Origin of the sequence: Thermosediminibacter oceani DSM 16646 (assembly GCF_000144645.1) — a bacterium.
Lineage (GTDB): Bacteria > Bacillota > Thermosediminibacteria > Thermosediminibacterales > Thermosediminibacteraceae > Thermosediminibacter > Thermosediminibacter oceani.
Genome location: NC_014377.1, coordinates 539,132 through 554,641 on the forward strand (window position 1 = coordinate 539,132; position 15,510 = coordinate 554,641).

Here is a 15,510-nt window from a genome sequence, read left to right on the forward strand (position 1 = left end):
GTGTTCAGGCTGAGGTTAGAAATATATTTTAAGAAAGACGCTTTCTTTTTTGATAGAGGATATAAAATTAATCTTTCTTCTTATTTTAGGGAAGTTATAAAAAACCAGTTTTTTGTTTTCTCCGATATAATCCCATCGAAAAAGAAACCGGCGAAGGATGGATTTTGGGCGTTAGATCGTGCGGCTTTGATTTTAAACACCGCTTTTCAGGAGCTTTTGCCCGATATTGCTTTAAAGATTATGAACACCCCAGTGGATTTCAGATACGGCAGACTTACATTTTCTAAAGCAATTTTCCAAAGGGTACCATTGGAGAGGACTGGGTATTTGTTGTCTCCGGTGGCGGTGGCACTGCCCGCAGGAGAAAATTTATTGTGGGAAGAAAGGCCGGAGCGTTTCAGCGAAGCCTTAAGGCAGATGCTGGTAGATAAATACATTCGACTTTACGGCAGAAGGCCTTCTGACGACCGCTTTCTTTTTCGCTTCAGGGGAAGACCTGTAAAAGAGGAACTAGATTCTGGAGTCATTGCCTACCGGGGCAAATTTGAGATATTCAGTTCGGAAGAACTTGTAATGCTTTCCTATCTTTGTGGATTAGGGAGTTTTAATGCCATGGGATACGGAATGGCCTCCCCGGATTTATATTTGTGGAAAAAGCCGGAAACAATGGAGGGAATCTAGATGAATAGCTTAATATACCAAATCGGGAGATTGGATAGGAATATAATAAAAAAACAGAAATTCACAATAGAAGGGAAAACTAGATCTAAACAGCTTTCATCCTTTGCCCTAAAAGAGCATTTAAAAGAAAACGGCGAGCAAGCAAAAGTAATCCTAGTATATCCCGTAAGCCTGCCGTTTAACAGGACTCTGGAAAACGCAAATTTTGGCGATTTTTCCAGGAGTTTAAAAGCTGTTTTAAGAAATCCGAAAGAAGAGTACCTGTCTAATCCGAAAAACTTTTTTTCGAATATGCCGTATTCTAGTGAAGTGGATGATTTTATCGTAATTCATTCAATCGGTGAATATGCCGGAATTAATTTTCAAGGTAAATTCAACGATATTGTATTTGAAATCGCTCTTGATATGATAGAGAGATATAATGAAGAAATAGAAAGGATCTATGTGGATATTTCCAGTGGACTTAATATTTATGTTTCTGCGCTCCTGGAGGCGGTGAGGTTTTTCAGTATCTGGGCTACTTTGAAAAACTGGCTTCCCGAAGCCAAAAGGCCAGAAATATGGATCACTTTTTCTGATCCGATTTTGGACAATGAAGCGGCGGAATACCAACTTCATAGAGAAAAATTGGAATTCAAAGCCTTTTTCGCATCACCTATAAATAAAGAGGACATAAACAACGTCGCAAAGAAAATTTATGAAGATGACAGGTCAAAAAAGCGCAAACTTTCCTCATTGCTCGAGAACTTCCTTGTTATCTTTTCAGCGATTAAGAATAATATACCTCTTGCGGTTTATCTATTTGGATATGAGGATGGGGAAGTAATCGATGAAACTTCGAGGACATTAATAGAAGATATGAAAAAGAAGTTATATGACTCTTATGCCGCATCTCCCAATTTGGACAAGAACACCTATTCCAAAGGCCTTTTATCGCTTGCTTTTTATTCAGGTATAGCAGAAGTTTTTTGGCATTATCAGATTAAAAATCACGATGAAGACGACGGAATAGACCTTGATGAATTAAAAAGGATATTTGATGACCTATATTCGTTATTTAGCTTAAAACCAAATAATGTTTTTCTTGGCAATGAGATATCAAATACAAAAAGGATAATGGGAAAAATTAATATAGAAGATTCAACATGGCATTTGCTTATAAAGTTCCATAACAAGGAATATGAGGGAAGGACGCCGGATAAAAGGAATTTCTTTGCTCACTCCGGTTTAGAGGGCCTGGTCACGGAAATGAAAAAAGAAAAAGACAAGTTTTTCGTTCGTTATACGAGAGAATATACGGATAAATCAGGCAACAAAAAGAGTGTTAAAAACCTAATAAGAGAGTGGCTGAAGGAAGAAGCTTAAAGCGTTATATTACATAAGCGATTGCGAGGTTTGTAAGGAATGGTCAAATTTGATACGGCTGAATACGGAAAATATACCATCCTACACTTTGAATTGGAAGGGCCTATAAACCCGGAGATCTTAAAAGACATATGCCCTCCCAAAGTAAACAGCACAAAAGGCCTGATAATAAGCGGACGTGGTCCTATATGGCTTTACTGCTATTTGGTCCATTACTACCACTTTACAGTTTTTATCGCTACCTTTGACCCAAGGTTGGGCGGAGCGGTTATAGTAGAATCTCATATTCCCGAGTTCAAACCAGGAAATGTTATTATGCTCTAAGAGGTTGATATGGAAAATCTTAAATAAGAATCGAATCAAGTTTTGTCGTCGACCTCCAATAGCGCAAAAACCCCTGGAGGTCGACGACAAAAGCAAAATGTGCCTTAAATTGGAATTTCTCTTGGGGAAAGAGGATTTTTTAAGTAGGTGGCGAATTATTTATAGAAAATTGATAAAATCTTTTTTCGGCTTTAATCTTCAATTTTTTCTCTTTTTCACGGGTTTTTAGCCTACCTATAAGGGATTGAAACAGATTTACTTGATATATATTCCCCTGCCTATCGCGGGTTTTTAGCCTACCTATAAGGGATTGAAACTCGGCGAAATGACGAGAAAGCCCGCAAAAAAGTAGTCCTTCGGTTTTTAGCCTACCTATAAGGGATTGAAACGAGACATTTCTCGTATTTGCGTAGGTCTGGTTTTTCGGGTTTTTAGCCTACCTATAAGGGATTGAAACCTGATTGATTATTTAGGAGCCGAAGACACGGAATATAGTTTTTAGCCTACCTATAAGGGATTGAAACGGGACTCAACAGAATAACTTTATCAAACCTGATTATAGTTTTTAGCCTACCTATAAGGGATTGAAACATCCACACGTTCGTAAAAATAATTCTGTATGCCATAGGTTTTTAGCCTACCTATAAGGGATTGAAACAATTCCGGCTGATCAGGTCTTTCTACATCTCCATCTCGTTTTTAGCCTACCTATAAGGGATTGAAACAAATTTATTTCCCCACTTTATCCGAAGAAACAAAAAGTTTTTAGCCTACCTATAAGGGATTGAAACTGCTGCCGCACATAGGACAATATCTTGCATTACTAGGTTTTTAGCCTACCTATAAGGGATTGAAACCACCGTAATCGATATAAATTCTCCACTTTATACCCAGGTTTTTAGCCTACCTATAAGGGATTGAAACTAGGTCTTATGGATAAGTTCGTTTTGTGTTGTGATAGTTTTTAGCCTACCTATAAGGGATTGAAACGTACTGTAGTCGACTGGGGCTGCCCTGTGGCCCTAGTGTTTTTAGCCTACCTATAAGGGATTGAAACTTTAGTTTTGACTTATAGGAATATGGAGAGATTAGAGTTTTTAGCCTACCTATAAGGGATTGAAACATTGATTTATTATTGGTATTTAAAGAAAATAGATGGTGTTTTTAGCCTACCTATAAGGGATTGAAACAAAAGCTCCCTTTCGGTAAGAAGATCCATGGAACCATGTTTTTAGCCTACCTATAAGGGATTGAAACTGGCATCCCGTTTACAAAAGTGAATAATCTTTTCGAGTTTTTAGCCTACCTATAAGGGATTGAAACACGAGGATCCCCTTCCAGGAATGGACATAAGCGAGGGTTTTTAGCCTACCTATAAGGGATTGAAACTTCAAACCCCACCGCCGTGCTGCTTCTGCTGCTGTGATCGTTTTTAGCCTACCTATAAGGGATTGAAACGCGGTTACAATTACAAGCGTAAGACGCATTGAGCAAGGTTTTTAGCCTACCTATAAGGGATTGAAACTCCAGGGATCGGGTGCAGATATGGTGAAGCTAGCTTCTGTTTTTAGCCTACCTATAAGGGATTGAAACCTGCAAACATCCTAGCTAAAAATGCAGGCGTAGACGGTTTTTAGCCTACCTATAAGGGATTGAAACTTGCCATTATTTTATATTTATCATTGCCATCAAAAACAGTTTTTAGCCTACCTATAAGGGATTGAAACGTGTTTGTGCTTTTATATGGTTACTAAAACATATAGGTATAGTTTTTAGCCTACCTATAAGGGATTGAAACCTAGATTGGTTAATGGGGGTTTCTGATGTTCGTAGCGTTTTTAGCCTACCTATAAGGGATTGAAACTCAGGAATAAGCTCAAGCGTCTTATTCCTGGTCCGGGGTTTTTAGCCTACCTATAAGGGATTGAAACAACAATATGCTCGGAGTGTCAAGAAGAATATTTTGCCCCCTAATAGAATTGGAGAAAAAGTTTGATAATGTTACAATGTTAATTAGGGGGTATGAAATTGAAAAAGAAACGTTATGACCGAGAATTTAAGGAGCAAGTTGTAAGAGAATGCCAGGAAGTTGGTAATATTGCGTTAGTGGCTAGAAGACATGGACTCTCCAAAAATACGGTATATAACTGGCTTCAAGCAACAAGAAAGAATGGTTCTGTTATCCCTCTGCCACGCGATGTAAACCAAAGGCTTTTAGAGGCAGAAAATAGGCTAGAAAGTTTAGCTAGGGAGAATGACCAGCTAAAAAGACTTGTGGCGGAAAAAGAACTAGAACTGGCTATTTTAAGAGAATTACGGGATCGAGTAAACCCTCAGTAGCCGACAAAGTCGCAATTGCCAAAAGGTGGGTGGCGAAAGGATATAGTCTCTACCTCGTTCTGGGCTTTGTCGGCCTTGCGCCATCCACCTTTTACGCATATGAAAGTAAAAAAGAACCGACTGTAACCGCTGATAACCAAGCTAAAGCTAAAGCGGGCAGGCCAAAAACGCAGTTTTCTTATACTCTGGATGGCAAGAAGGTTGCCGATGAGCAGATTAAAGAATGGCTATGTGAATTGGTTTGTCAAGATGGTTTTCCTTATGGCTATAAGAAGCTTACGGCAGCTTTAGTAGAGGACTATGGCCTTGTCATCAACCATAAAAAAGTTTACCGGCTATGTAAGGAACTGGATATTCTTAAGCCGCAAAGAATTTGTAAATCAAAGCATCCAAGGCGCCTAGCTCAACGCATTGAAGTAACCGGGCCTAACCAACTCTGGGAAATGGATGTAAAATACGGATACATACACGGAGAAGAAAGATTCTTTTTTCAGCTTTCGCTTATTGATGTATTTGATCGTTGTGTGATTGACTACCACTTAGGTTTAACCTGTACAGCCAAAGACGCCCGTAGGGTGCTGTGTAATGCCTTAAAGAAGCGTGGTATTAAACCAGGAATGCAAATGCCAAGGTTAAGAACGGATAATGGTCCTCAATTCATTGCTAACCTTTTTGCTGCAGCCTGTCGGAAACTTGGCATCGTTCATGAACGAATACCGGTAAAAACCCCAAACTTAAATGCTCATATTGAAGCCTTCCATTCAATTCTTGAAGATGAATGCTATAGCCGACATCAATTTGCAAGCTACGCGGAAGCCTATGAACAGATTGCTTGGTATATGGATTATTACAATAATCGCCGCCGTCATGGGAGTCTTAACAATATGGCTCCCCAAAAATATTATCAAGCTATTATAAGTAATTCTATAAAACCTAAATCTTTGGTAGCATAATCTCCAAAATTAGGGGGTCAAGGCGGATTGAAACACTGAAAAAGGGGCGGTGTTTTTGCCTATTCTATATAAAGTTTTTAGCCTACCTATAAGGGATTGAAACAGATCGTAGCGGCGACAATAGCAAGAAACTGGTCGAGTTTTTAGCCTACCTATAAGGGATTGAAACATGGATAAGATTTATAGACTTCAGAATGGGGAAATTACGTTTTTAGCCTACCTATAAGGGATTGAAACAGTCAATGGCTTTGGCTCTAGCAGAGCCTTTCTCTTCACGTTTTTAGCCTACCTATAAGGGATTGAAACCGATATGGCGGTATCTCAAGTGGCAGAGGTTGCAATAGTTTTTAGCCCACCTATAAGGGATTGAAACATTGAATCCATATTCTTTTTTCGAGGGACAAAATCGAAGTTTTTAGCCTACCTATAAGGGATTGAAACTATTCTCTTGCAGGGATATCGATTTGTGCCACATAGTTTTTAGCCTACCTATCCTGAAAATAATGATCCGCAAAAAGGCAATAAAAAACTAAGCCCATACATAATGTAAAAATATGGGATAAATATGAAGCTATATATGCGTAATAACAAATCTCAAAAAAGTTAAGATACCATCGTTTCGACCGTAACCTTCAACCCTAAAGACTCAAGCTTCTTCAAAGACTGGCGGATGACCATATTGCGCCTTTTCTCTTCGTAAAAATTCGGACCTAATTCAATATAAGGTTGCTTACGCTTGAGAATATGATAAACTATAGTTAGGATGCTGTTAGCCACCGCAACCGCTGCTCGATTCGATCCTCTTCGAGCAGCGATGCGGTGGTATTGACTTGAAAGATAAGTATCTTTTGCTCTGGAGGCGGCCCGGGCAGCTTCTACAGGAGCGCTACGCAACTTCTTGTTTCCCTTTCGGGTCCTGGCGGACTTTCGTTTACCGGCGCTTTCATTCTGACCTGGACACAGCCCCGCCCATGAACACAAATGAGCGGCGGAAGGGAACTGTTCCATATTGGTTCCGATTTCAGCAATTATCTGTTCGGCAGTCCTTCTTCCCACTCCGGGAATCGTATCCAGCAGTGCCAGGTCCTCTTCAAAAGGGAGCATTCGATTTTTAATTTCTTCGTCCAATCTTTCTATTTCTTCATCGAGGTAATCAATATGTTTTAGCTTTATTTCCAGCATCTTTCTCTGATGATCATTGATCAACCCTTTTAAAGCGCGCTTTAGATCTTCCTTTTTATTCTTTAACTTACCATGAGAAAGCTCTGCCAGGGTTCGCTTGAAAATTCGATGGCCAAAAAGGCAGGTTTCTTCTTCATAATTAACAGAAACCTGCCATTTATTATTTTAATCCGCAAAAAACGAACATGGAAAACCGCCGGTGCTATTTTGACTAATATGTTGTCTAAAAGCATTCTGTCTAATGTTGACATATCTTGTACGTATTATGTATAATGTATATTGTTTTTGTATTTCAGATTCTATTTCACATTTATTATTTTTGTTAAATATTGTGAAAAATTTAACGAAACATAGGAGGGAAGGGCTTATGGCCACAGCCACGGGGCACGGAAGAAGTTTTCAAAGGGTCGATGAAATAATTGAAGCCCACGGCAGGAATCCCGTAAACATCATCAGCATTTTACAGGAAGTGCAGAACGAGTACAGGTACCTGCCTCAGGATGTTTTAAACTACATCGCCACTGCTATGAACATATCTCCTTCTAAGGTCTATGGTGTTGCGACCTTTTACGAAAACTTTTCTCTGGAGCCTAAAGGGAAGTATGTAATCCGTATTTGTGACGGCACTGCATGCCACGTAAAGAACTCCACTGCCCTTTTGAACGCTCTCACCAAGAAACTCGGTTTAAAAGAAGGACAGCGGACTACCGAGGACCTGCTTTTCACTCTCGAGACGGTATCCTGTCTCGGAGCCTGCGGACTTGCTCCGGTTATGGTGGTAAACGAGGAGGTCCACGGTAAGGTGACTCCCGAAAAAGCCGAAGAGATAATCGACGAAATTATAAACAAGGAGAGGGGTCAAAATGATAAAGAGCGTTGAAGAGCTCAATAAGCTGAAGGATGAGTGCAGTAAAGCCCTCGCCGGAGAGAAGATGAAGATATTGGTGTGCGCGGGGACCGGCTGCATATCCGGCGGGTCGCTGAAGGTATACGAAGCCATCAAAAAGCTTCTCGAGGAAAAAAACCTTTACGTCGATATAGACCTGTACACCGAGGACAAAGAAGGGGTAAACGTTTCACCCAGCGGCTGCCACGGCTTTTGCCAGATGGGCCCCATCGTCAGGGTCGAACCCCAGGGTTATTTCTACGTGAAAGTAAAGGAAGAAGACGCTCAGGAGATAGTGGAGAAGACGGTGGAAAAGGGAGAGCCGGTCGAAAGGCTGCTTTATAAATCCCACGAAGACGGACAGGCCTTCATGACCGAAGATAGCATCCCCTTCTACGGCAAGCAGAGCAGGATCGTTCTGGAACATTGCGGTAAGATCAACCCCGAAAATATTAAGGAATACATCGCTGCCGGGGGATATCAGGCTCTGGCCAAGGCCCTTCAGATGACCCCCGAAGAGATATGCCAGGTTATGCTGAAGGCGAAACTGAGAGGTAGGGGCGGTGCCGGATTCCCGGCAGGTATTAAATGGGATTCCGTGAGGAAACAGAAATCCGACGTGAAGTACGTGATTTGCAACGGTGACGAAGGTGACCCCGGAGCATTTATGGACAGGAGCATCATGGAAGGCGACCCCCACAGAGTGATTGAGGGAATGATCATTGCCGGGTACGCTTCCGGAGCGACACAGGGGTACATCTACGTGAGAGCGGAGTATCCCCTGGCGGTCAGGAGGCTCAAGAAAGCAATAGAGCAGGCGAGAGAGTTCGGCCTTCTGGGCAAGAACATACTGGGCTCTGGTTTCGACTTCGACATAAAAATAAACATGGGTGCAGGAGCCTTCGTATGCGGTGAAGGTAGCGCTCTCATAGCATCCATAGAAGGACAAAGAGGCATGCCCAAGACCCGGCCGCCAAGAACCGTTGAAAAGGGACTTTTCGGCAAGCCGACGGTGCTCAACAACGTTGAGACCTACGCCAACGTGCCTATGATAATTTTAAATGGTGCGGACTGGTACCTGAGCATCGGCACCGAGACCAGCCCCGGGACCAAAGCCTTCGCTCTGACAGGAAATATCGTGAATACAGGGCTTATCGAGGTGCCCATGGGGACGACCCTCAGGGAGGTAATCTACGAGATAGGCGGAGGTATACCCAACGGTAAGGAGCTCAAGGCTGTACAGATAGGTGGTCCTTCCGGCGGCTGCCTTACGAAAGAACACCTGGACCTACCCCTGGACTTCGATACGCTGGGCACCGTAGGGGCCATGATAGGTTCCGGCGGAATGGTAGTAATGGACGAGGATACCTGTATGGTGGAAGTGGCAAGGTTCTTCATGAGCTTCACCCAGCGTGAGTCCTGCGGCAAATGCGTCCCCTGCAGGGAAGGCACCAAGAGGATGCTGAAATTACTCGAAAAAATAACCAGCGGCAAAGGAACGGAAAAAGATTTAGAGCTTTTGGAAGAGCTGGCTGTAACGGTGAAGGACGGCTCGCTGTGCGGTCTGGGCCAGACGGCTCCGAATCCGGTGCTTACGACCCTCAAGTACTTCAGGGATGAATACCTGGCCCACGTAAGGGAGAAAAGGTGCCCCGCAGGCGTCTGCCAGGCACTAAAGAGGTACGCAATAGACGCAACCGTCTGCAAAGGCTGCAGCAAGTGCTCCAGAGTATGCCCCGTCGGTGCCATTTCGGGTGAGATCAAAAAGCCCTTCACGATAAATCCTGACAAATGTATCAAATGCGGTGCCTGCGTAGAAGCGTGTCCTTTCAAAGCCGTAAAGGAGGGGAAATAAATGAAGACGCTGAAGATAAACGGCAGAGAAGTCGCATTTTCCGATGAGAAAAACCTTCTGGAAGTTATAAGGAAGGCGGGCATCGAGCTCCCCACCTTCTGCTACCATTCGGAACTCAGCACATACGGGGCGTGCAGAATGTGCCTCGTGGAAGATAAGAGGGGGAACCTGATTGCCGCCTGCAGCACCCCTCCCCGTGAAGGAATGGAAATCAAGACCCACACCAAGAGACTGCTGAAGCAGAGGAGAATGACCCTGGAGCTCATACTGGCGGAGCACGACAGGGACTGCACCACCTGTGGTAAAAACGGCGACTGCAAGCTAAGGAAGCTCTCTCACGACCTGGGCGTAGAAGAGATAAGGTTCGGAACGAAGGAAAATTACCTGCCCATTGACGACAGCTCCGAGGCCATTGTAAGGAATCCGAACAAGTGCATACTCTGCGGCGACTGTGTGAGGATGTGCGAGGAAGTCCAGGGCATTGGAGTTATCGGTTTTGCGCACAGGGGAGCCAAGGCTGTCGTAACACCGGCTTTCAACAAAAATCTTTGTGAAGTGGAATGCGTAGACTGCGGACAGTGCTCTGCGGTATGCCCCACCGGCGCCATAGTGGTAAAATCCCATATTGATAAGGTATGGGACGCCCTGAACGACGACAATAAAGTCGTAATAGCCCAGATAGCCCCGGCAGTTAGGGTGGCCTTCGGTGAGGCCTTCGGCCTCAGGCCCGGAGAATCCACCGAATACCTGATCGTCTCGGCTCTAAAGGCCATGGGCTTCGACATGGTGTTCGACACCTGCTTTGCAGCGGACCTCACGGTCATCGAAGAGGGCCATGAATTCCTTGAGAGGCTGGAGAAGGGAGAAAACCTGCCCCTTTTCACCTCCTGCTGCCCGGCCTGGGTAAAATTCGTGGAATTCAATTACCCCTCGTTCTTGAATAACCTGTCTTCCTGCCGTTCACCGCATCAGATGTTCGGCTCCTTTACAAAGAACTACTATGCTAAGGAGCTGGGCGTTTCAAGGGAAAATGTTTACGTGGTATCGATAATGCCCTGCACCGCCAAGAAGGCGGAAGCGGCCAGGGAAGAGCTGGGAGTGGACGGCAACCCGGATGTGGATGCAGTGCTCACAACCCGGGAACTCATCAGAATGGTGAGAGAAGCCGGCATCGTGTTTAAAGATCTGAAGGAAGAACCCTTTGACATGCCCTTCGGATTCTCCACCGGCGGAGGTATTATCTTCGGCGCAACAGGCGGTGTGGCCGAAGCCGTGGTGAGAACGCTGGACGGCGGGCACAGGCGCTTCGAACAGGTAAGAGGTAGTGAAGGTCTGAAAGAAGCGACGATAGTGAAGGACGGTAAAGAGATCAGAGTCGCGGTAGTTCACGGCCTGAAAAACGCCAGGGAACTTCTGGAAAAGATAAAGAGCGGCAGTGTGAAGTACGACATGGTCGAGGTTATGGCATGTCCGGGAGGCTGCGTCGGCGGTGCTGGACAGCCGTCACCTGCAAGCACCGGAGTAAGGGAAGAGAGGGCGAAAGGCCTCTACAACATCGACAACAGGATGCAGCTTGCACGGTCTGATGAAAACCCCATGATAAAAATGCTCTACGAGAAATGGCTTGGCAGCCCGGGTTCAGAGGTTGCCCACAAATACCTCCATACCCATTACAGGCCGAGACGCCGGACCGAAGTTTAAATGAAAAAGAGACGACACCGAAAAGGGTCGTCTCTTTTTCTTTACCGAGTGACAGGTTTGAGGGAATAAGCCTTATCGTGAAATTTTATTCTTATAATCCGCAATTGCATCGTGAAGAGCATCGGCTGCGATGTTTGAACAATTTAACTTTTGGGGCGGGAGGCCGCCCAGGGCCTCGGCTACCTGATCGTTTGTTATCTTAAGAGCTTCATCGAGGGTTTTGCCTTTTGCCAGTACTGTGAGCATACTGCTTGCCGCAATGGCCGCACCGCAGCCGAAGGTTTTGAATTTAATGTCATCGATAATGCCATCTTTTACCTTAATATATATTGTTATTGAATCGCCGTCCACCGGATTTCCCGCATGGCCTATTCCATCGGCATCGGGGATTTCCCCGGCGTTTCTCGGATTGGAGAAATGGTCCAGCACCTTTTCGTTATACAATTCTACGCTCACCCTTTCTGTTGTGGTATCAGAATCTGCTGCTTAGCTATCTTCCAAGACTCAGGGAGATTATCTCATTTTCATTTAACAGGGGAATGTTTATTTTATTCTCGACAAAACTTACCTTATTATTATTCTTTATCTTTTCTTCTTTGAGGTCAAGAATGTCTACCGCGTTGAACCTGTCATCCAGTTTCAAAACTATATTTCTCAGGGGCAAGTCCGTGCCGTTATATATTCTCAGGACAACTGCGGGGCCGTGTTCGCTTTTTTTAATGCTGCTTTCAATTATACCCTTGTTTTCGGTTTTAATAAAGTACAATTCATCATTTAATTCGCCTTGGGTTTCATTCAAGGGCATAAAACTCAAAAGCGGCGTTATATAGCTATGGGCGCTTTCTATGATGTCGCCTGCTATATAATCTCCTTTGTGGGGAACGATGGAGTATTCTACCTCATGCACACCGAGCAGCTGTGAGTCGGGCACTGCGATGTGGAGTCCCGAGCGCCTGCCGGGCCTGTACCGGAGGTCATTCTTACCCATGTAATCGGTGCCGCTCAAAAGGGTAAGTGCTATGATGGGTTTATCCTTATTTAATATCTCATACTGCGGAAGTCCCTTATTCAAGATAGCCAGGCCGTACTGCCCGTCCGACACATCTACAAAAGACCTCTGGGGATATACGGGGTAATACCTTTCTTCCCAGCCTTCTTTATCCCAGCATTCCTGTTCCTTTAAGAAGTTGTCCCGCTTCAACACGCCAAACTGCTGCTCGGCTATATGGGTGTGAGCTTCTACATTTCCATCAAAGAGGACCCTTATCCTGTGGTTTTTCGCCCTGTTGTCAATCACAGTCTTTATATCCACCCTCTTTATACCCCTGTAAAGGGTGACAAAACAATCCACAGGGCAGGGACAGGTTTTTTCCGCCCTTTTCATACTATCGGTATCCATGGGCACGTTTAGTATATGAGAAATCCTGATTCTTGCAAATAAGGGGCCGTTTTCTACAAGCGCAATTTCCGGCCTCGAGCCCCGGGTTGTGATCACCACATCCTCTTTTGGCGGGGAAAAGTCGTACTCGTCACCGGCATTTCCGCTTTCTTCGAATATATTAAGGCCTCTATATGTTTTCGCCGTCTCTTTATCAGTTATGCACAAAGACCCGTCATCTTCCACCGATACCCTGTAGAATTCATTTTCCAAGATATTGCCGGCGCCAATAAAGCCCGTGTACCGATTACTTTTGGCGTGTTCCTTTACATAGTATGTCCTGTACCCGAATCCATCCAGTTCTGCAATAAATACTAGCTTTATCTCTTTCACCCAGCGGTCGGGGTTTTTCACGCCTATTTCTATCTCTTTCTCGGCCAGGTTTACATCCTTTACGGACATTATCTGATACGGTATTTTTCTTCCTTCGTTATCCGTCAGCGAGAATTCCTCGGTATCGAGATATATTGTAGCTTCTACCGGTTCCTTCCTCTTGCGCATAAGTGTATTGAAAACAATGAGGGGCTTGCCCATTTCCTTTTTGTACGCAATGTCTCCCGATATTTCACTTATCTTTTCATTCAGCAGGGTGTGTCCTATCTGTTTTGCAAATTCGAACCTTATCTTCATTTCCCTGTGGGTGTCATCGGTGCATACGGTGCATATAGAGTCATGGGCGTGGTTCTGTATTATATACTTCCAGCCTCTGTTTATTATGTCGTTGTCGTATTTATGGCCCAGGATGTAGGCCATAGTGGATATCGGCTCCAAATACCTTTCATATAGAAGCTGAGTATTGAAGTTGTCCCTTTTTATATCAAGTCTCGTGCCGCCGATACTCACATGCACCCTCATGGACTTGCCCTTTCTGAATTCACCTTTCAGTACCTTGAGGGAGGGCTCTTCGCTTTTCACTTTTTCGATATAATCCTCTATGCTGCACTGGATCAGCCTTATATCTTTTCCGTTTTCTTTATAATACGAATTCAGCTCTTTTATTATTTCGGGTATATCGTGGTCGGCAAATCTCTGGTCAAAGCCGCACATTAAAAGTATGTTATTTGTTGCGGCTTTGGAAGCTAATTTTTTCAAATTCTCCTCAACAGTCTCGAAGCTCATAGCCATATTTTTTGAAAGTGACGCACCGTTGCCGTATCCGAGCGGAAGGTGTACGGCAAATACCCTGCTGCCGTCCGGGGACTCCCATAAAAACTCGGTTTTGTCCAGGTCCTCATCGGTAACCCCCCTCCAGAAGACGGCGCTGTCTATGCCGAATCCCTTCAGCAACTGGGGTATGCAGGCGGCCTGGCCGAAAGAATCTGGGAGGTAGCCCACCTTCATAACCCTGCCGAAATCCTTGCCTATTTCATGCCCTATTAAAAGATTCCTTATTAATGACTCGCCGCTTACCAGAAACTCATCGGGCTGGACGTACCAGGGGCCTATTACGAGTCTCCCGGCCTTTACCAGCCTTCTTATCCTTTCTTTCATATATGGCTTTACGTCAAGATAGTCTTCCAGGACCACCGTCTGCCCGTCCAGAAGAAAAGATGTATAGTTTTCATCCCTTTCGAGGAGATCTATTAGATCGTCCATGAACTCAACCAGTTTTACCCTGTATTCATGAAAGGTCTTATGCCATTCTCTGTCCCAGTGGGTATGACATACCACATACAGATTCATTTAAAACCCCTCCCAAAAGCAAAAAGGGCATTGAGCCCTTTTTGCATGTTTTTATTCTAAATTCAATCCTTCAAAATTATTTTCTTCTTCAGTGACCTCTTTCTTTAATGCTACGGTTATAAGTGCAGTTACTATTATAGCAGCGGCGAATCCAATTACGAACATCAAAGGTTTTATGAAGAAAGGTATCACGAATACCCCGCCGCTCGGCACCGGTGCCTGAGCGCCCAGCAGCAGTGCCACCGCACCGCCGAAGCCGGAGCCGATCACCAGGGATGGGATTACCCTCAAGGGGTCGGCTGCAGCATAAGGTATAGCTCCTTCCGTAATACCCGTAGCTCCCATTATGGCCGCCGGTATGGCGTTTTTCCTTTCGACTTCGGTAAACTTTTTGGGAGCAAGGTAGGTTGCCAGAGCCAGGCCCATGGGCGGTGCCATTATCCCAACCCAGCATGCTGCCATCGGGGCATAGACCCCCTGGCTGAGCATGCCTGCGGAAAATGCGAATGCTATCTTGTTAACCGGGCCTCCCATGTCAAACGCCATCATAGCAGCTATTATGAAGCCTAGCAGGGCCGCATTGGCGCCGGTCATGGAATTCAGCCATGCCTCCAGAGTCTTCGATAGTGCACTAATCGGCTGACCTATAATTAGCATGAGGCCTGCAACTATACCCACACCGAAAAACGGGATAATTATTATGGGCTTTAAAGGTGCAATATACGGATGCAATGGAATCCTTTTCAGTTGATTTACAACCCATCCTGCAATAAAACCTGCTACGATACCGCCTAAGAAGCCTGCACCGATCTTATTGGCTATGAGGCCGCCTACAATACCCGGAGCGATACCAGGCCTGTCCGCCATCGAATACGCCATGTATCCCGCCATGATAGGAACCATCATTTGAAAGGCGGTAACTCCCAAGTCCACCAGTGTCTTGGACATACCCGGGATTACCTTGCCACCACCTATGAGTATTCCTATGGTGAGCAAGAGACCACCCGAAACCACGAAGGGGATCATGTAGGAAACCCCGGTCATAAGATGCCTTCTTGCATTTTCCCATATTTTGTTGTTCATATCTTTGACCTCCTCATTT

At 44.7% G+C, this 15,510-nt stretch carries 10 protein-coding genes, 1 pseudogene and 2 CRISPR repeat arrays; of the genes and pseudogenes, 7 read left to right on the forward strand and 4 right to left on the reverse strand.

Annotated elements, in window-relative coordinates:
• The 4 genes from cas6 (at position 1) to TOCE_RS02690 (ending at position 5,663) form a co-directional block, all read left to right on the forward strand.
• On the forward strand, positions 1 to 681 hold the full coding sequence (gene cas6, locus TOCE_RS11585) for a CRISPR-associated endoribonuclease Cas6 (RefSeq protein ID WP_013275353.1): 681 nt from the start codon (positions 1 to 3) through the stop codon (positions 679 to 681).
• Entirely contained in the window at positions 682 to 2,046 is a 1,365-nt protein-coding gene (csx1, locus tag TOCE_RS02675; RefSeq protein ID WP_013275354.1) for a CRISPR-associated CARF protein Csx1, read from the forward strand. It abuts the gene before it with no gap.
• A 39-nt stretch (positions 2,047 to 2,085) separates the two neighbouring features.
• Entirely contained in the window at positions 2,086 to 2,370 is a 285-nt protein-coding gene (gene crn3, locus TOCE_RS02680; protein WP_013275355.1) for a CRISPR-associated ring nuclease Crn3/Csx3, read from the forward strand.
• 221 nt (positions 2,371 to 2,591) lie between these two features.
• Positions 2,592 to 4,301: a CRISPR direct-repeat array (repeat unit 30 nt; unit sequence GTTTTTAGCCTACCTATAAGGGATTGAAAC).
• Between the two features lie 97 nt (positions 4,302 to 4,398).
• A protein-coding gene (locus tag TOCE_RS02690; protein WP_148218371.1) for an IS3 family transposase occupies positions 4,399 to 5,663 on the forward strand; the annotation gives its coding sequence in 2 pieces (ribosomal slippage) (positions 4,399 to 4,705 and positions 4,705 to 5,663; 1,266 coding nt in all).
• Positions 5,664 to 5,736: 73 nt separating this feature from the next.
• A CRISPR array of direct repeats spans positions 5,737 to 6,105; the repeat unit is 31 nt; unit sequence GTTTTTAGCCTACCTATAAGGGATTGAAACA.
• Between the two features lie 161 nt (positions 6,106 to 6,266).
• On the opposite strand, the pseudogene TOCE_RS02695 reads toward TOCE_RS02690, so the two are convergent.
• A pseudogene (locus tag TOCE_RS02695) lies at positions 6,267 to 6,935 on the reverse strand (IS110 family RNA-guided transposase); the annotation flags it as partial.
• A 277-nt stretch (positions 6,936 to 7,212) separates the two neighbouring features.
• Between TOCE_RS02695 and nuoE the strand changes: the two are divergent.
• The 3 genes from nuoE to TOCE_RS02710 are packed head-to-tail and all read left to right on the forward strand — an operon-like array spanning position 7,213 to position 11,287.
• Entirely contained in the window at positions 7,213 to 7,725 is a 513-nt protein-coding gene (nuoE, locus tag TOCE_RS02700) for an NADH-quinone oxidoreductase subunit NuoE (RefSeq protein ID WP_013275358.1), read from the forward strand.
• On the forward strand, positions 7,709 to 9,586 hold the full coding sequence (locus TOCE_RS02705; RefSeq protein ID WP_013275359.1) for an NADH-quinone oxidoreductase subunit NuoF: 1,878 nt from the start codon (positions 7,709 to 7,711) through the stop codon (positions 9,584 to 9,586). The genes nuoE and TOCE_RS02705 overlap by 17 nt, the downstream gene beginning before the upstream one ends.
• Positions 9,587 to 11,287, forward strand: a complete 1,701-nt coding sequence (locus TOCE_RS02710; RefSeq protein WP_013275360.1) for an NADH-dependent [FeFe] hydrogenase, group A6 — start codon at positions 9,587 to 9,589, stop codon at positions 11,285 to 11,287.
• Between the two features lie 72 nt (positions 11,288 to 11,359).
• On the opposite strand, the gene nifU is transcribed toward TOCE_RS02710, so the two are convergent.
• The 3 genes from nifU to TOCE_RS02725 are packed head-to-tail and all read right to left on the reverse strand — an operon-like array spanning position 11,360 to position 15,491.
• Entirely contained in the window at positions 11,360 to 11,731 is a 372-nt protein-coding gene (gene nifU / locus TOCE_RS02715) for a Fe-S cluster assembly scaffold protein NifU (RefSeq protein ID WP_013275361.1), read from the reverse strand.
• 46 nt (positions 11,732 to 11,777) lie between these two features.
• Positions 11,778 to 14,408, reverse strand: coding sequence for a glycoside hydrolase family 38 N-terminal domain-containing protein (locus TOCE_RS02720; RefSeq protein ID WP_013275362.1), 2,631 nt, complete (start codon positions 14,406 to 14,408; stop codon positions 11,778 to 11,780).
• Between the two features lie 51 nt (positions 14,409 to 14,459).
• Positions 14,460 to 15,491, reverse strand: coding sequence for a PTS fructose transporter subunit IIC (locus TOCE_RS02725; protein ID WP_041423837.1), 1,032 nt, complete (start codon positions 15,489 to 15,491; stop codon positions 14,460 to 14,462).
• Between the last annotated feature and the right edge of the window lie 19 nt (positions 15,492 to 15,510).